The organism is Pseudomonas sp. D5(2026) (assembly GCF_057766845.1).
The window spans coordinates 3,846,578-3,862,082 of record NZ_CM173421.1 but is presented as its reverse complement, the minus strand read 5'-3'; the positions used below and the strand labels follow the sequence as shown (position 1 = coordinate 3,862,082).

General features: G+C 62.1%; 16 protein-coding genes. 8 read left to right on the top strand and 8 right to left on the bottom strand.

Annotated features, from left to right (window positions below; translation table 11 throughout):
• Nucleotides 1–3: 3 nt before the first annotated feature.
• The 5 genes from AC3B5Q_RS17905 to AC3B5Q_RS17885 all read right to left on the bottom strand — a co-directional run bounded on the left by AC3B5Q_RS17905 (nucleotide 4) and on the right by AC3B5Q_RS17885 (nucleotide 3,335).
• A complete protein-coding gene (locus tag AC3B5Q_RS17905; RefSeq protein ID WP_021785456.1) occupies nucleotides 4–621 on the bottom strand; it encodes a response regulator transcription factor in 618 nt (205 codons plus the stop codon).
• A 282-nt stretch (nucleotides 622–903) separates the two neighbouring features.
• Nucleotides 904–2,235 carry a deoxyguanosinetriphosphate triphosphohydrolase gene (locus AC3B5Q_RS17900; RefSeq protein ID WP_021785455.1) on the bottom strand — a complete coding sequence of 444 codons (1,332 nt, stop codon included), beginning with the start codon at nucleotides 2,233–2,235 and terminating at the stop codon, nucleotides 904–906.
• 75 nt (nucleotides 2,236–2,310) lie between these two features.
• On the bottom strand, nucleotides 2,311–2,640 hold the full coding sequence (locus AC3B5Q_RS17895; RefSeq protein ID WP_003248704.1) for a hypothetical protein: 330 nt from the start codon (nucleotides 2,638–2,640) through the stop codon (nucleotides 2,311–2,313).
• The gene (locus tag AC3B5Q_RS17890; protein WP_392514752.1) at nucleotides 2,637–3,011 is read right to left on the bottom strand and encodes a phage holin family protein; all 375 of its coding nucleotides are present in this window, start codon (nucleotides 3,009–3,011) and stop codon (nucleotides 2,637–2,639) included. The genes AC3B5Q_RS17895 and AC3B5Q_RS17890 overlap by 4 nt, the downstream gene beginning before the upstream one ends.
• A 9-nt stretch (nucleotides 3,012–3,020) precedes the next feature.
• Nucleotides 3,021–3,335: an ElaB/YgaM/YqjD family protein gene (locus AC3B5Q_RS17885; protein ID WP_488392696.1), complete on the bottom strand. Its 315-nt coding sequence runs from the start codon at nucleotides 3,333–3,335 to the stop codon at nucleotides 3,021–3,023.
• A gap of 312 nt (nucleotides 3,336–3,647) precedes the next feature.
• On the opposite strand from AC3B5Q_RS17885, the gene AC3B5Q_RS17880 reads away from it, so the two are divergent.
• The 5 genes from AC3B5Q_RS17880 (at nucleotide 3,648) to AC3B5Q_RS17860 (ending at nucleotide 7,180) form a co-directional block, all read left to right on the top strand.
• A complete protein-coding gene (locus tag AC3B5Q_RS17880; protein WP_021785452.1) occupies nucleotides 3,648–4,856 on the top strand; it encodes an ammonium transporter in 1,209 nt (402 codons plus the stop codon).
• Nucleotides 4,857–5,090: 234 nt separating this feature from the next.
• Nucleotides 5,091–5,330 (top strand): glutaredoxin family protein, encoded by a 240-nt coding sequence (locus AC3B5Q_RS17875; RefSeq protein WP_010953106.1) that lies wholly within the window; start codon nucleotides 5,091–5,093, stop codon nucleotides 5,328–5,330.
• 108 nt (nucleotides 5,331–5,438) lie between these two features.
• The gene (locus tag AC3B5Q_RS17870; protein ID WP_021785451.1) at nucleotides 5,439–5,870 is read left to right on the top strand and encodes a D-Ala-D-Ala carboxypeptidase family metallohydrolase; all 432 of its coding nucleotides are present in this window, start codon (nucleotides 5,439–5,441) and stop codon (nucleotides 5,868–5,870) included.
• Between the two features lie 65 nt (nucleotides 5,871–5,935).
• Nucleotides 5,936–6,244 carry a hypothetical protein gene (locus AC3B5Q_RS17865; protein ID WP_021785450.1) on the top strand — a complete coding sequence of 103 codons (309 nt, stop codon included), beginning with the start codon at nucleotides 5,936–5,938 and terminating at the stop codon, nucleotides 6,242–6,244.
• A 51-nt stretch (nucleotides 6,245–6,295) separates the two neighbouring features.
• A complete protein-coding gene (locus AC3B5Q_RS17860; protein ID WP_021785449.1) occupies nucleotides 6,296–7,180 on the top strand; it encodes a pseudouridine synthase in 885 nt (294 codons plus the stop codon).
• Between the two features lie 208 nt (nucleotides 7,181–7,388).
• On the opposite strand, the gene aer is transcribed toward AC3B5Q_RS17860, so the two are convergent.
• The gene (aer, locus tag AC3B5Q_RS17855) at nucleotides 7,389–8,954 is read right to left on the bottom strand and encodes a methyl-accepting chemotaxis protein Aer (protein ID WP_488392695.1); all 1,566 of its coding nucleotides are present in this window, start codon (nucleotides 8,952–8,954) and stop codon (nucleotides 7,389–7,391) included.
• Between the two features lie 250 nt (nucleotides 8,955–9,204).
• Nucleotides 9,205–11,946, bottom strand: coding sequence for an aconitate hydratase AcnA (gene acnA / locus AC3B5Q_RS17850; RefSeq protein WP_021785447.1), 2,742 nt, complete (start codon nucleotides 11,944–11,946; stop codon nucleotides 9,205–9,207).
• Between the two features lie 224 nt (nucleotides 11,947–12,170).
• Here acnA and rlmM point away from each other — a divergent pair, with 224 nt between their 5' ends.
• From rlmM to pdxB, 3 genes are all read left to right on the top strand, one after another.
• Nucleotides 12,171–13,235, top strand: coding sequence for a 23S rRNA (cytidine(2498)-2'-O)-methyltransferase RlmM (rlmM, locus tag AC3B5Q_RS17845; protein WP_003248725.1), 1,065 nt, complete (start codon nucleotides 12,171–12,173; stop codon nucleotides 13,233–13,235).
• 356 nt (nucleotides 13,236–13,591) lie between these two features.
• A complete protein-coding gene (gene tusA / locus AC3B5Q_RS17840; protein WP_003248727.1) occupies nucleotides 13,592–13,834 on the top strand; it encodes a sulfurtransferase TusA in 243 nt (80 codons plus the stop codon).
• A gap of 60 nt (nucleotides 13,835–13,894) precedes the next feature.
• Complete coding sequence (pdxB, locus tag AC3B5Q_RS17835) at nucleotides 13,895–15,037, top strand: 4-phosphoerythronate dehydrogenase PdxB (RefSeq protein ID WP_021785446.1); 1,143 nt, start codon at nucleotides 13,895–13,897, stop codon at nucleotides 15,035–15,037.
• 114 nt (nucleotides 15,038–15,151) lie between these two features.
• Here pdxB and AC3B5Q_RS17830 read toward each other — a convergent pair whose 3' ends face one another.
• The gene (locus AC3B5Q_RS17830; protein WP_003248731.1) at nucleotides 15,152–15,325 is read right to left on the bottom strand and encodes a PA1571 family protein; all 174 of its coding nucleotides are present in this window, start codon (nucleotides 15,323–15,325) and stop codon (nucleotides 15,152–15,154) included.
• Nucleotides 15,326–15,505 lie beyond the last annotated feature (180 nt).

Sequence of the window (15,505 nt, the reverse complement as noted above, 5' to 3'; positions counted from 1 at the left end):
CGTTCAGACCAGCGCGTTGCGCTTGGCCATCTCGATCAGGTCGACCAGCGTATTGACTTGCAGTTTGTGCATCAGGCGCTTCTTGTAGGTACTGACAGTCTTGCTGCTGAGGAACATGCCCTTGGCAATTTCCTTGTTGCTGCGGCCTTGGGCGAAGAGTTGAAGTACCATCAGTTCGCGGTCATTGACCTGTCGGAAAAGTTGCAGGTCACTGTCGGTCGTCTGGTTGTTTTTTATTGCCTGGCTGGGGAAATAGTTATAACCGGCCAGTACGGCCTTGATTGCACTGAGCAGTTCACTCAGGTCTTCCTGCTTGCAGACATAACCTGCTGCGCCTGAGTGCATGCAACGTACGGCAAACAAGGCCGGGGACTGTGCAGTCAATACCAGAACCTTCAAGGGCAGGGCCATGGTCTGGAAGCGGGCCAGCACCTCCAGGCCGTCTAGCTTGGGGATGCTGATGTCGAGAATGACCAGGTCGGGGTTGCTCTCGCGGATCATCTGCATGGCGTCTACGCCGTTGTCCGACTCGCCGACAATCTTGTAATTCTGGTTTTCCAACAGCATACGGACGGCCAGGCGAATTACCGGATGGTCGTCAACGATAAATATGGAGTGCATGTTCGATTTCCCTGCGATCGATTGAGGGTGACAGAGGGCACCTTATCGCAGTTGGAAGTCGTCGGGCGTGCGGGGAATGGCTGTTAGGCCTATATGGGAAACGGCTTACAAGATAAAACAAAATGGGCTACGGATTAGGTGTGCTTAACTCGATGTCAAAGCGATTTTGGTAACTTTTCATTAGTTTATATTCGTGCCGTTTAGTCTGGCTCCTGTTGATGTAGGAAGTTTCCTGCAAGCGTGGTGCAGCGCCAGGCCGAGCCCGCGCTGCACGGACGCGGTTCAGGTCGGGCTGGAGCGCCCGGTCATCTCCCGGGCCATTTCGCTGGCATAGCTGTCGGTCATGCCGGCAATGAAGTCGATCATGCGCAGGAAGGCGCTGTGCAACGAGGCATGCGGGTCTGGCGCATTGTTGCCGATCAGGTCCAGCACCCTGCGACTCTTGAACGATGGCGTGCGTCCACCGTGCTGTTCGAGGGCCGCCCCGCAGAACGTGTTCAACAGAATCTCCAGGGTGGTATAGGCGCCGATTTCGTGCAGGGTCTTGCGCTTGTCCTGGAAGATCTTGTTGCGTGCCATGTCCTTGGCTTGCAGTACGCAGCGTTTGGCTGGGCCATGCATGTGTTCCACCAGGTCGCCCGCCAGTTGCCCGGCCAACAACGCCTGCTGCTGCTCGACGAAGGCATGGGCGGCGGCGTTGGTCAGGTGTTCGATGGCCTTGCCACGCAGGATTGCCAGCTTGCGCCGGCGGGAGTCGCTTGGGCCGAGCTGGCGGTAGGTTTCTGGCAGGTCATCGCCGACCAGGTCGAGCAACAGCCCTTCGACTTCTGTGTATTGCAGCAGCTCCATTTCCAGGCCGTCTTCCAGGTCGATCAGCGCGTAGCAGATGTCATCGGCAGCCTCCATCAGATACACCAGCGGGTGGCGCGCCCAGCGCTGGTGTTCCAGCTGCGGCAGGCCGAGCTTGCGGGCGATCTGTTCAAGCAGCGGCAGTTCGCTCTGATAGCTGCCGAACTTGTGCTTCTTGTAACCCAGGGCGTCGGCATGGCGGGCGCTCCAAGGGTATTTAAGGTAGGTGCCGAGGGTGGCATAGGTCAGCCGCGTCCCCCCATCGAACTGGTGGTATTCCAGTTGGGTGAGCACGCGAAAGCCTTGGGCATTGCCTTCGAAGTTTAGAAAGTCGGCCCGCTCGTCATCGCTCATGTCGTCCAGCCAGCCACGCCCGGCGGCCTGCTGGAACCAATGGCGAATGGCGTCCTCGCCGGAGTGACCGAATGGCGGGTTGCCGATGTCGTGGGCCAGGCAGGCTGACTGCACGATCATCCCCAGGTCACTGGGGGCGCACCAGTCCGGCAGGTTGTCGCGCAGGGTTTCGCCGACGCGCATGCCCAGCGAGCGGCCGACGCAGCTGACTTCCAGCGAATGAGTCAGGCGCGTATGGATATGGTCGTTGCTCGACACCGGGTGCACCTGGGTCTTGCGGCCGAGGCGGCGAAAGGCACCGGAGAAAATGATGCGGTCATGGTCTTTGTGGAAGGGGCTGCGCCCGAGTTCATCGGCGCTGTACAGGGCTTTGCCCAGCCGTTCGCGGGTAAGCAAGGTGTGCCAGTCCAAGGCGCGTACTCCTTTAGTTTGAAGGCAGCAGCATACCCCGCAGCAAGGGCATTGTGCTGCCGGGTCGCGCGCAGGTCAGGGGCGGCGGCCGCCTTGCAGGTAGAGGCGCACCAGCGGCAGCAGGGTGCTGCCCAAGCGCACCAGGCGCGTCAGGTTGCCGCTGCGTACGCCCTTGCCGGTGAGAAAGCCCAGCGCCACCACGGCGCCGATGCCCCACAGTGGCGCATGCTTGATACCCAGGCCTTCATGTAGTGAGCTGCCCATACCGCGCACGCGGCGCAGCGGCTCAAGCAACTGCCCGGACTCATGGCGGATTTCCTGGCGGTGCATCTCCATGCGCAGGCGCAGCAGCGCCTTGCGCAGTTCACGCGGGTTACGCGTGTTTGGCAGTTCTGGCAGGCTCATGGCAACAGGCGCTCCCTGTCCTTGGCAAGTTCTTCGAGGGTGGCGCCGAAAGGCGATGATTCGTCGAACACCGCCGCCTTCAGGCGCATGGCACAGTACAGTGCGGCAATGCCATAGAACACGCACAGGCCAATGATACCGGCCAGTCGATAGCTGTCCCACAGCAGCACCAGCAGTAGCCCGGACAGTGCGGTCAGCAGCAGCAGGGCGAACACCAGCGCCAGGCCGGCGAACAGCAGCAGGCTCAAAGTGCGGCCTTTCTGCTCCTGCAGCTCGATACCGAACAGCTCGATGTGACTGTGCAGCAGCCCCAGCATGGCCGCACCCAGGCGCTTGCCCGAAGCGCTGGCGCCGTTGGCGTCATTCTCCATGGGTTCCCCTTAGCGCCGGTTGGCCAGCAGACCGATCAACAGGCCGACGCCGGCCGCGATGCCGATCGCCTGCCACGGGTTTTCCTGCACGTACTGCTCGGCGCTGCCCAGCGCCGCCTGACCCCGTTCACGTACCGAGTCCTGGGTCAGTTGCAGGGTTTCGCGGGCCTGGGCCAGGCGCTCGTGAATCTGCTCGCGCAATTCCTCGGCCTGGTCGCCGGCCAGGTTGGCGGTGTCGGCCAGCAGCTTCTCGGTGTCGCGCACCAAGGCCTGGAAGTCAGCCATCAATATCTCTTGTGCATTCTTTGCCGATTTGCTGGCCATGGGTCTCTCCCTGTCGATGAGTGTTGGTAGTTCGAGTGACAGCACGCATGGAAGGTTCAAGTGCGGCTGCTGGTATGGGCCTTGCTAAGTTTTTGCCACGTTGCGGAGCGCCTGTGACCGGTTTTGCGCCGTTTCAGGGCGCTCACGCAGCGAATACCGATAAACCTTAACCCAATCCACGACAAACCCAAGAAAAAACCACGCAGGCTTCACCCCGCTCACGTGAACAGGGTAGGGGCTGGCACCGATTCGGTGCAGGGATGCAGGTTCTTGAACTGTCCTGGTGCCTTTTTCAGCAGGTCTGCCTATTTCATGGAAAACATGCACAGCGCTATGGACTCTCTGGTCCACGGTTCCAACACCCTGTTCATTCTCATGGGCGCCATCTTGGTGCTGGCCATGCATGCCGGCTTTGCGTTTCTTGAAGTGGGCACGGTGCGCCACAAGAACCAGGTCAACGCCTTGTCGAAGATCCTCAGCGACTTTGCCATCTCGGCGCTGGTCTACTTCTTTATAGGCTACTGGATCGCTTATGGGGTCAACTTCTTCCAGCCGGCAGCGACGCTGGCTGTCGACCATGGCTATGCACTGGTCAAGTGCTTCTTCCTGCTGACCTTTGCGGCGGCGATTCCGGCGATCATTTCCGGGGGCATCGCCGAGCGGGCGCGATTCGTGCCGCAGTTGTGCGCCACGGCATTGATCGTGGCGTTCGTCTATCCGTTCTTCGAGGGTGTGGTGTGGAACGGCAACCTGGGCGTGCAGGCTTGGCTGCAGGCTCGCTTCGGCGCCCCGTTCCATGACTTTGCCGGGTCCGTGGTGGTACACGCCATGGGGGGCTGGCTGGCGCTGGCGGCGGTGCTGCTGCTGGGCGCGCGCCGTGGGCGCTACCGCGAGGGCCGCTTGGTGGCGTTCGCGCCGTCGAGCATTCCCTTTCTGGCGTTGGGCTCGTGGATCCTCATCATCGGCTGGTTCGGCTTCAACGTCATGAGTGCCCAAACCTTGCAGGGTGTCAGTGGCCTGGTGGCGATCAACTCGCTGATGGCCATGGTGGGTGGCACCCTGTCAGCGTTGCTGGCCGGGCGCAACGACCCCGGCTTCCTGCATAACGGTCCGCTGGCCGGGCTGGTTGCGATTTGCGCAGGTTCCGATCTGATGCACCCGGTTGGAGCGCTGGTCACCGGCCTGGTGGCGGGGGCGCTCTTTGTCTGGACTTTCACCGCAGCGCAAAATCGCTGGAAAATCGACGACGTCCTGGGTGTGTGGCCATTGCACGGCCTGTGTGGCGTGTGGGGGGGCATCGCCTGTGGCGTGTTCGGCCAGGTGGCGTTGGGCGGCATGGGCGGTGTCAGCCTGGTCAGCCAGCTGCTGGGCAGCCTGATGGGGGTGCTGGTGGCTTTGGCCGGTGGCTTTGCCGTGTATGGAGCAATCCGTGCGCTGCATGGCCTGCGCTTGAGCCATGAGCAGGAGTTCCAGGGCGCGGACCTGTCGCTGCACCGGATCGGTGCTACCAGCCAGGATTGAGCCAGGTCAGGTGCAGGGTGGGCGTGGCGGGCCTAGTGTGGTGTTTTGCAAATACGGCCAATAACTCGCGAGCGATTGTTGCGCTCAGGCAAGGCGTCGCGACGAGTCGTAGCCCAGCTACGGCGAGGAGCGACAACGCCGCATGAGCGCAAAAAGCGCCGCGAGTTATGGTCGTTATTTGTGAAACACCACACTAGAATAGGCTGTTGTGTACGCCAACCCGGGACCTGCCCCATGCTGCCTGAATGTCAACTGTTCGGTACCCTCGGCTGCCACCTGTGCGAAGTGGCCGAGGCCGTGTTGATGCCCCTCGTCGATCATGGCCTGCTGGTAGAGCTGGTCGACATCGCCGAGAGCGAGCCTTTGTTCGAGCGTTATGGCCTGATCATTCCGGTGCTGCGGCGCTGTGACAACGGCGCCGAGCTGCACTGGCCCTTCGATACCGAACAAGTGGTGGCCTTTCTTGGGCAATGATGGCTGCAGAGGAGTTGCAACCCTGCTCCATGATTTGTGAAGCGAGCTGATGATCTGTTGCAGGCGCACCGTCGCCGGTAACCTTCTCCATCATCGGAATAGCTCGCCATGCTGATCACTCCACATTTCACCTTCGATGAAATGACCGTTTCCCAGCTCGCCGCCCGGGACGGGTTCGATAATGCACCGCCCCTCGAAGCCAGGGCCAACCTGCAATTGCTGTGCTGTGCGCTGGAGCAGGTACGTGCATTGTTCGACGCGCCCATCATCATCAGCAGCGGGTATCGCAGTGAAAGGGTCAACCGGTTGATCGGTGGCGCCTCCGACAGCCAGCACGTACAAGGGCTGGCGGCGGACTTCACGGTGATCGAGGTCAGCCCGCGCGAGACTGTCCGGCGAATCAGCGAAAGTGCGGTGCCCTTCGATCAGTTGATCCTGGAATTCGACAAATGGGTGCATCTGTCGGTGACGCGCGGCACGCCGCGCAGGCAGGTGCTGACCCTGCGCAAAGGCAGCGGCTACCTGGCGGGGCTGCAATGAAGCGCATTGACGGCAGCAAGGGGATGTTCGTATGCTGTATATAAATACAGTATCGAGGTGAAGCCATGCTCAATGTCGAGCAACTCAAGTACAGCGTCAACCGCATGCCCGTGGAACGGGTGGCTGACGCCGTTCTGGAACTGCGCCTCGAAGGCCTGGTAACCGACGACTGTACGCCGTTCGGCAAAGTCCACTTCAATACCTGCTTCGCCGAGATCGAGGCCTTGTTCCAGCGGGCCGGTTACCACCGTGGGTTGGATGTGGTGGGCTATCAGGGGTTGCTCTATGCCCTCTATGACCCTGGCCGCTGGGAGCCGGTACAGGTACTGCGCTGGCTGAAGGAGCGCTGCGAGGCGATGGCCCGGGCTGGTTGAGGGCACGGGCTTGGGCGATAATGCGCGGCCATCAATGTCCCGAGCCCAGCCATGACCACGCCTTTCGACCCCGCCCGCCAGCAAGCCAGTACGGTGTGCTTGCCACCTGGTAACTGGGTGACCGTGCTCGATTGCTTGTGTGATCACTTCAAGGCTATTGACCGCGCCCAGTGGCTTGACCGCTTTGCCCGTGGCCGGGTGCTGGATGCCGAGGGGCAGGCAGTTGCCGCCGACCTGCCTTACAAGCGTGGCATGCGTTTGCATTACTTCCGTGAGGTGCCGAACGAACGGCCGATCCCGGTGCAGGAGGTGGTGCTGCATGTGGACGAGCACCTGGTGGTGGCCGATAAACCGCATTTTCTGCCGGTGACGCCGACCGGTGAATACGTCGAGCAGACTTTGTTGCGCCGCCTGATCCGTCGCCTGGACAACCCGCACCTGGTGCCGTTGCACCGTATTGACCGGCACACCGCCGGGCTTGTGCTGTTTTCTGCCAACCCGCACAGCCGCAGCGCTTACCAGCGGCTGTTCCCCGAGCGGCGTATCGACAAGCGTTACCAGGCCATTGCCGCTGCCATGCCGCAGCATGTGTTTCCGCTGGTGCACAAAAGCCGCCTGGTGCATGGCGAGCCATTTTTCCGCATGCATGAGGTGGAGGGTGATGCCAACAGTGAAACGCTGGCCGAGGTGCTGGAGAAGAACGGTGAGCAATGGCGCTATGGGCTGTCGCCAGTGACCGGCAAGACCCATCAATTGCGTGTTCACATGGCGGCTCTGGGTGCAGGAATCAGCAATGACCCGTTCTATCCGCAATTGCTCAATGAAGAGGATGACTACCAGCGGCCGCTGAAACTGCTGGCGCAAAGCCTGCGCTTCGAGGACCCGCTGAGCGGTGAAGAGCGCTACTTCGAGAGCCGCTTGCGGTTGGACTGGTAACGCAGCAAGCGGGCTTGCCTGCGAAAGGGCCCGGCCTGCTGGCCAATCTCCACTCGTCGTTCACCGTTGCCGCCGCTACCGTATTCGCGGGTAAACCCGCTCCTACATACGCGGTGGTTCGGCACATTCCGTTGTAGGAGCGGGCTTGCCCGCGAACACCGGCAGAGCCGGTGCCCACCCACAGCGGTGGCGCGGCAAGCCGTGAGCTTCAGCGGTTGAAACGCTCCACCAGCGAATACTGGCTGCCCGCAGTGCTGGTCAATTCCTCGCTCAGCAGTGCCGAGTGCTGCGCCTGTTCGGCGGTCTGGTCGGCCAGTTCGGCAATGGTGCTGATGTTGCGGCTGATCTCGTCAGCCACTGCGGTCTGCTCCTCGGTTGCAGCAGCAATCTGGGTAGCCATGTCGGTGATATTGGCTACCGCTTCGCTGATGCCTACCAGCGCCTCGTCGGCCTGCATTACCCGATCAACGCCTTCCTGTGCCTGGCGGTGGCCGGTTTCCATGGTCAGCACTGCGTTGCTGGCGGTTTGTTGCAGCTTGGCGATCAGGCCGTGGATCTGCCCGGTGGATTCGGCGGTGCGCTGGGCCAACTGACGTACTTCATCAGCTACCACGGCAAAACCACGGCCCATTTCACCGGCGCGCGCCGCTTCAATGGCTGCGTTCAGCGCCAGCAGGTTGGTCTGGTCGGCGATGCCCTTGATCACGTCGACCACGCCACCAATCTCGTCGCTGTCTTTGGCCAGTTGCGTAACTGTCTGGCCGGTTTCGCCCACTGCCGCCGACAGACGTTCGATGGCCTCGCGGGTTTCTCCGGCAATCTGCCGGCCCTGGCTGGTAAGGCGGTTGGCTTCCTGGGTGGCATCGGCGGTGCGCTGCACATGGTTGGCCACTTCCTGGGTGGTGGCAGCCATCTGGTTTACCGCAGCGGCGACTTGTTCGGTCTCCACCCGCTGGCGCTCCAGCCCCGAAGAGCTCTTGTGCGCCAAGGCATCGGACTGCCGTGCCTGGTCGCTCAGGTGCTCGGCACTGTCTTGTAGGCGTGTCAGGCAGGTTTTCATGCGTGCGTCCTGGCTGAGCATGGCCATTTCCAGGCGCGCCTGCACGCCACGGCTGTCGGTGTACATCTGCGCGATCAGTGGGTCGGAAGTGGTTTGCTTGGCCAGGCGCAGCAGGCGCTTGAGGCCGCGTTGCTGCCAGCTCAGGCCAAGCAGGCCCAGTGGTACGGAAAGCCCTGCGGCCAAGGCAAAGCCCCAGGAATGACCCAGCCAGTTGCCAATCAGGAAGCCCACCTGGCTGATCAGGATGAACGGTAGCCAGTCCTGCAGCACCGGCAGCCACTTGTCGCGGCGCGGTACCGGCGGCTTGCCTTGGTTGATGCGCTGGTACAGAGCCTCGGCGCGGCGGATCTGCTCGGCGGTGGGCTTGACTCGCACCGACTCGAAGCCAACGACCTGGTTGTTATCGAAGATGGGGGTGACATAGGCGTTGACCCAGTAATGGTCGCCGGACTTGCAGCGGTTCTTGACGATACCCATCCACGGCTGGCCCTGCTTGAGGGTTTGCCACATATGGGCAAACACGGCAGGCGGTACGTCGGGGTGGCGCACCAGGTTGTGCGGTGCGCCAGTCAGCTCCTCGCGGGTGAAACCACTGATTTCGATAAAGGCATCGTTGCAGTAGGTCACCACACCCTTGGCGTTGGTAGTGGAGATCAACCGCTGCTGGGCAGGGAAAGTCCGTTCTCTCTGGGTAATCGGCTGGTTGTTACGCATGGGTGATAGTCCGCAGGGCTTTCGACAGGTATCGGCAAGCCGCTGGTTTTATTGAATGGATATTTGGTTCATTGATTGCCATCAATGACGGGTGAGTCAGATGATGACCGAATGGGTGGCCAAGGGCCAGCCCTGTCGCGAGGGACTTGGACGCATACGGCTGTGGGGCACCGGCGCCCATGTGACCAAGCGCCGCCCGCGCGGCGCTCGGTTTAGAAAACGGCACAAATCCTGTGCCAGGCTATCCGTCTCAGCCAGCGATCATCTGGCGCAATACATAATGCAGAATCCCCCCCGCCTTGAAGTACTCCACCTCGTTCAGGGTATCAATCCGGCATAGCACCTCGATCTGTTCCTGCTGGCCATCTTCGCGGGTAATGCGCAAGGGCAGGCTCATGCCGGGGTGGAGATGTGCACCGTCCAGCCCCAGTACATCGATCTGCTCCTTGCCGGTCAGCCCCAACTGTTTGCGGTTGTGCCCCGCCTTGAACTGCAGCGGTAACACGCCCATGCCCACCAGGTTGGAGCGGTGGATACGCTCGAAGCTTTCCGCCAGCACGGCCTTGACCCCCAGCAGGTTGGTACCCTTGGCTGCCCAGTCGCGGCTCGAACCGGTGCCGTACTCCTGGCCGGCAATCACCACCAGCGGGGTGCCTTCCTGCTGGTAACGCATGGCTGCGTCGTAGATCGACAGCTTCTCGCCAGTGGGCACATGCAAGGTGTTACCGCCTTCTTCTCCTGCCAGCATTTCGTTGCGGATACGGATGTTGGCGAAGGTGCCGCGCATCATCACTTCATGGTTGCCGCGCCGCGAACCGTAGGAGTTGAAATCGTGTGGCTCCACACCCTGTTCCCGTAGGTAGCGCCCGGCCGGGCTGTCGGTCTTGATGTTGCCGGCGGGGGAAATGTGGTCAGTGGTCACGGAGTCGCCCAACAGCGCCAGCACCCGTGCGCCGTGAATATTGGCAATTTGTGGTGGCGGCCCGCCGATGCCGTCGAAAAACGGTGGGTGCTGAATGTAGGTGGAGTCAGCCTTCCACACGTAAGTGGCGGCCTGTGGCACCTCGATGGCCTGCCACTGCGCATCACCGGCAAACACTTCGGCGTATTCCTTGTGGAACATCGCCGTATCGACCTTGGCCACAGCCTCGGCAATTTCCTGCTGACTCGGCCAGATATCACGCAGGTAGACCGGTTGGCCGTCCTTGCCTGAGCCTAGCGGGTCGCGCGTCAGGTCCAGGCGCACGCTGCCGGCCAGGGCGTAGGCCACCACCAGCGGGGGCGAGGCCAGCCAGTTGGTCTTGACCAACGGGTGCACGCGGCCTTCGAAGTTGCGGTTGCCCGACAGCACCGAGGCCACGGTGAGGTCGGCGCTGCCAATAGCTTTCTCGATCGCCTCGTCCAGCGGGCCGGAGTTGCCGATGCAGGTGGTGCAGCCATAACCGACCAGATCAAAACCCAACTGGTCGAGGTAAGACGTGAGCCCGGCTGCCTTGAAGTAGTCGGTGACCACCTTGGAGCCCGGCGCCAGCGAGCTCTTGACCCAGGGTTTGCGTTGCAGGCCTTTTTCCAGTGCTTTTTTCGCCACCAGCCCGGCAGCCATCATCACGCTGGGGTTGGACGTGTTGGTGCATGAGGTGATCGCGGCAATCACCACGGCTCCATCGCGCAGGGTGTGGGTCTGGCCCTGATGGCTGTAGTCGATCGCGCCGGTCTGGTCGGCGTTGCCCACCGCCACACCGCCGCCGCCCTCGCTTTCCAGGCGGCCAACTTCTTTGGCCAGCGGTTTGGGCTGCAGCTCGATGAAGTGGTCGAAGGCTTGGCTGACCTGGCCCAGTGCTACGCGGTCCTGTGGCCGCTTGGGCCCGGCCAGGCTGGCTTCGACCTCGTCCATGTCCAGTGCCAGCGTGTCGCTGAATGACGGTTCATGGCCGGGCAGGCGCCACATGCCCTGCGCCTTGCAGTACTGCTCCACCAGCTGCACGGTCGCTTCGGGGCGGCCCGAAAGGCGCAGATAGTCCAGGGTGACCTGGTCGACCGGGAAAAAGCCACAGGTGGCGCCGTATTCCGGTGCCATGTTGGCAATGGTCGCGCGGTCGGCCAGGGGCAGCTCGGCCAGGCCGTCGCCATAGAATTCAACGAACTTGCCCACCACGCCTTTCTTGCGCAGCATCTGCGTCACGGTCAGCACCAGGTCAGTGGCAGTGATGCCCTCTCGCAGCTTGCCGGTCAGCTTGAAGCCGATTACCTCGGGGATCAGCATCGATACCGGCTGGCCGAGCATGGCCGCTTCCGCTTCGATGCCGCCGACACCCCAGCCAAGTACGCCCAGGCCGTTGATCATGGTGGTGTGCGAGTCTGTGCCCACCAAGGTATCGGGGAAGGCATAGGTGCGGCCATCAGCCTCACGGGTCCACACCGTGCGGCCCAGGTATTCCAGGTTGACCTGGTGGCAAATGCCGGTGCCCGGGGGTACTACGCGGAAATTGTCGAACGCGCTCTGGCCCCAACGCAGAAAGGCATAGCGCTCACCATTGCGCTGCATTTCGATGTCGACGTTTTCGGCAAAGGCTTGCGGCGTGCCGTAGCGGTCGACCATTACCGAGTGGTCGATCACCAGGTCGACCGGTGACAGCGGGTTGATCCGTTGTGGGTCGCCACCAGCCTTGGCCATGGCGGCGCGCATGGCCGCCAGGTCGACCACGGCAGGTACGCCGGTGAAGTCCTGCATCAGCACCCGCGCCGGGCGGTACTGGATCTCGCGGTCGGAGCGCCGTTCGCCAAGCCATTGGGCAATGGCGCGCAAGTCGTCGCCAGTGACGGTTGTGCCGTCCTCCCAGCGCAGCAGATTTTCCAGCAGCACTTTCAGCGACATGGGCAGGCGCTGCAGGTCACCCAGCTGGCGGGCGGCCTCAGTGAGGCTGAAGTAGTGGTAGGTCTGGTCGCCGACCTTGAGGGGCTTGAGGGTGTTCAGGCTATCGAGCGAGGGCATTGCCAACTCCTTCTGCACCGGTGCCCGGCAAATATTCACGGTTTGCCGGCAGCACCGCTCTGTATCGGTCCGCACGGTACGGACCTGGCTGAGTGGTCAGGTTAGACCGGTTTAGGCTACCTGACCCTTTTCTGGACCGGCGGGGCGTGTCGCAGGTTCCGAACTTCCTTTATCATCGCCGCCCTGCCGGCGCCTGTGGTGCGCCAGCCGTAGTGGAGTGAGAGATGAATACCCTGTTCATGCATTGCCGGCCCGGTTTCGAGGGCGAGGTTTGCGCCGAGATCAGCGAACATGCCGCCCGCCTGGGTGTTGCCGGCTATGCCAAAGGCAAGCCGCAAAGTGCCAGTGCCGAGTTTGTCTGTAGCGAGGAGGGCGGTGCCGAGCGCTTGATGGGGGAACTGCGTTTCAACCAGCTGATTTTCCCGCGGCAGTGGGCACGTGGCGGTTACGTCGAACTGCCGGAAAGTGACCGCATCAGTGTGCTGCTGGCACAGTTGGCCGACTTCCCGGTGTTCGGCAGCCTTTGGCTGGAGGTGCTGGACAGCAACGAAGGCAAGGAATTGTCCACCTTTTGCCGAAAGTTCGAAGTGCCGTTGCGCAAGGCCCTGGAGAAGGCCGGCCGCCTGGTCGATGACCCTGGCCGCCCACGTTTGCTACTGACCTTCATCAGCGGCCGGCGGGTATTTGTCGGCGTTGCATCGGCCAGCAACAGCGCCTTGTGGCCCATGGGCATCCCGCGCCTGAAGTTCCCTCGCGAGGCGCCCAGCCGTTCGACACTCAAGCTGGAAGAAGCCTGGCACCAGTTCATTCCGCGTGAGCAGTGGGAGCAGCGCCTGGGTGATGACATGACCGGCGTCGACCTGGGAGCCTCGCCGGGTGGCTGGACCTACCAGCTGGTGCGCCGCGGCATGCTGGTGACAGCCATCGACAACGGGCCGATGGCCGAAAGCCTGATGGACACCGGCCTGGTCCAGCACTTGATGGCCGATGGGTTTACCTGGCAGCCGAAGCAGCCGGTAGACTGGATGGTGTGCGATATCGTCGAGAAGCCGGCGCGTACCACCTCGCTGATCGAAACCTGGCTGGGTGAAGGGCTGTGCCGCGAGGCAGTGGTCAACCTGAAGTTGCCGATGAAGCAGCGTTATGCCGAAGTACGGCGCTTGCTCGATCGTATGGAGGCGACATTCAAGGCACGCAAGATCAAGGTGTCGATCGCCTGCAAGCAGCTGTACCACGACCGCGAGGAAGTGACTTGCCACCTGAGGCGGCTCGATTTGAAACCGCGCTGAGCGTTTCAGGTGGATGGTTTGCATTTGCTGTTTGCATTGAGATCGAGCGCCGCCCGCGCGGCGCATCGCGAGCTTCGCTCGCTCCTACGTTTGTTTCGGGCCAATTATTTCTGTGCCATTTGCGCGCGAACGCTTTGGCGCTTGGCGCGATATTGCGTCGTACAAACAAAACGGTCGCGCGCGCCTGTAACAGGCGTTACTGGCCAGAAACAAACGTAGGAGCGAGCGAAGCTCGCGATGCGCCGCGCGGGCGGCGCTCGATCTCAATATTCACACAATGCTGAAGGCATGCGTCTAAGCCCCCTTGGACCGCACCGCGCTATGCGCGACAATAGCGATCATTTTCGGAGCCCCCCATGACCGATTTCACCCCCGACGCCATCCTCGATGCCACCGGCCTGAACTGCCCGGAACCGGTGATGATGCTGCACCAGCACGTACGCAACCTGGCCGCCGGCGGCCTGCTCAAGGTCATCGCCACTGACCCGTCGACCCGCCGCGACATCCCCAAGTTCTGCAACTTCCTCGGCCACGAGCTGCTGCAGCAGCAAGAGGACGCCGGCACTTTCCTGTACTGGATCCGCAAGAAAGCCGACTGAATCGCTCTGGAACAGGCCCGGCGTTGCGCCTACACTGCTCTCCCCAGACAGGAGAGCACCATGCTGATAGTTGCCGACGAGAACATCCCGCTGCTCGATGCCTTCTTCCAGGGGTTCGGTGAAATTCGCCGCTACCCCGGCCGAAGCCTCGATGCTGCCAGCGTCAAGGACGCCGATATCCTGCTGGTACGCTCGGTGACCAAGGTCGACCGTCAGTTGCTCGAAGGCAGCCGTGTACGCTTTGTCGGCACTTGCACCATTGGTACTGATCATCTGGACCTGGACTACTTTGCAGAGGCCGGTATCCGCTGGAGCAGCGCGCCTGGCTGTAACGCCCGCGGCGTGGTCGATTACGTGCTGGGCAGCCTGCTGACCCTGGCCGAGCTGGATGGCGTGGCATTGCCTGAGCGCGTGTATGGCGTTGTGGGCGCGGGTGAAGTGGGTGGCCGTCTGGTGCGGGTGCTGCACGGCCTGGGCTGGAAGGTGCTGGTGTGCGACCCGTTGCGTCAGGCCGCCGAGGGCGGCGACTACGTCAGCCTCGAAACCATCCTGCAGCAGTGCGATGTGATCAGCTTGCATACCCCATTGCAACGCGGCGGCGAGTACCCGACCTGGCACCTGCTGGGGCAGGCGCAGCTGGCACAGTTGCGCCCAGGTGCCTGGCTGGTAAACGCCAGCCGTGGCCCGGTGGTGGATAATGTGGCCCTGCGCGAGCTGCTGCTGGACCGAGAAGACGTGCACGCAGTGCTGGATGTGTGGGAAGGGGAGCCGCAGGTCGACCTGCAGTTGGCCGACCTGTGCACACTGGCTACGCCGCACATTGCCGGCTATAGCCTCGATGGTCGCCAGCGTGGTACGGCGCAGATCTACCAGGCGCTGTGCCGCTTCCTGGGTGTGGACGAGCAGGTGCGACTGGGCGAGCTGCTGCCAAGGCCACCGTTGGCGCAGATCGATCTGGATGCCAGCACCGACCTGTCCTGGGCCTTGGCCACCCTGTGTCGCGCCGTGTATGACCCGCGCCGCGATGATGCCGATTTCCGCCGTAGCCTGAGCGATGATCCGCAGCAACAGCGAGCGGCGTTCGACCAGTTGCGCAAGCAATACCCGCCAAGGCGCGAGATCGAGGGGCTGGCCGTGCGCTTGCACGGGGAGGCGCCGCAGTTGGCGCAGTTGGTCAGTGCCCTGGGTGGGGTGTTGGTCTAAGCAAACCTTGTCGTGACCTTGCAGGTATGTACGGTTATCTGTGGGGGTGGTCAAGCCCACTGGCTGGGCAGATAAAAACCCGGCGCAAGCGCCGGGTTGCAAAGAATTCGCCGATCAACCTTTGCGTACGCGCTCGACACGGCTTTCTTCCAGGGCCTTGCAGGCCTGCTGGATCATCTGCTCGGTGATCGGCACTTCGCGCCCCTTGGCGTCGATGATCGAACCGCATACTTGCGGTTGCGGAGAGGTCTGGGGCTTCTGGTTATCACTGCCATGCTGCAAGCTCATGCACTGTCTCCTCTTCAGGTTCAAGCTCAGGGTAGCCCTGCGCCGTGACTGGCCTGTGACAGCTTCTGGGTCACGGCAGCAACAGTCCAGCAGAAAGCCTGTGAAAGCTCCATAAGCTGTTTAGATCGATGCGTTATAGCAACCTTCATGCAGTCTCCCGACCGGGATGAGTGGTAGGCT

What these genes read in the sequence shown, in the direction of transcription:
- AC3B5Q_RS17885 (WP_488392696.1), bottom strand. Translation starts at nt 3,335, where the DNA reads ATGGCCAGCAAATCGGCAAAGAATGCACAAGAGATATTGATGGCTGAC.
- AC3B5Q_RS17880 (WP_021785452.1), top strand. Translation starts at nt 3,648, where the DNA reads ATGGAAAACATGCACAGCGCTATGGACTCTCTGGTCCACGGTTCCAAC.
- AC3B5Q_RS17875 (WP_010953106.1), top strand. Translation starts at nt 5,091, where the DNA reads ATGCTGCCTGAATGTCAACTGTTCGGTACCCTCGGCTGCCACCTGTGC.
- acnA (WP_021785447.1), bottom strand. Translation starts at nt 11,946, where the DNA reads ATGCCCTCGCTCGATAGCCTGAACACCCTCAAGCCCCTCAAGGTCGGC.
- AC3B5Q_RS17830 (WP_003248731.1), bottom strand. Translation starts at nt 15,325, where the DNA reads ATGAGCTTGCAGCATGGCAGTGATAACCAGAAGCCCCAGACCTCTCCG.
- tusA (WP_003248727.1), top strand. Translation starts at nt 13,592, where the DNA reads ATGACCGATTTCACCCCCGACGCCATCCTCGATGCCACCGGCCTGAAC.
- AC3B5Q_RS17895 (WP_003248704.1), bottom strand. Translation starts at nt 2,640, where the DNA reads ATGAGCCTGCCAGAACTGCCAAACACGCGTAACCCGCGTGAACTGCGC.
- AC3B5Q_RS17890 (WP_392514752.1), bottom strand. Translation starts at nt 3,011, where the DNA reads ATGGAGAATGACGCCAACGGCGCCAGCGCTTCGGGCAAGCGCCTGGGT.
- aer (WP_488392695.1), bottom strand. Translation starts at nt 8,954, where the DNA reads ATGCGTAACAACCAGCCGATTACCCAGAGAGAACGGACTTTCCCTGCC.
- AC3B5Q_RS17870 (WP_021785451.1), top strand. Translation starts at nt 5,439, where the DNA reads ATGCTGATCACTCCACATTTCACCTTCGATGAAATGACCGTTTCCCAG.
- rlmM (WP_003248725.1), top strand. Translation starts at nt 12,171, where the DNA reads ATGAATACCCTGTTCATGCATTGCCGGCCCGGTTTCGAGGGCGAGGTT.
- pdxB (WP_021785446.1), top strand. Translation starts at nt 13,895, where the DNA reads ATGCTGATAGTTGCCGACGAGAACATCCCGCTGCTCGATGCCTTCTTC.
- AC3B5Q_RS17905 (WP_021785456.1), bottom strand. Translation starts at nt 621, where the DNA reads ATGCACTCCATATTTATCGTTGACGACCATCCGGTAATTCGCCTGGCC.
- AC3B5Q_RS17860 (WP_021785449.1), top strand. Translation starts at nt 6,296, where the DNA reads ATGACCACGCCTTTCGACCCCGCCCGCCAGCAAGCCAGTACGGTGTGC.
- AC3B5Q_RS17865 (WP_021785450.1), top strand. Translation starts at nt 5,936, where the DNA reads ATGCTCAATGTCGAGCAACTCAAGTACAGCGTCAACCGCATGCCCGTG.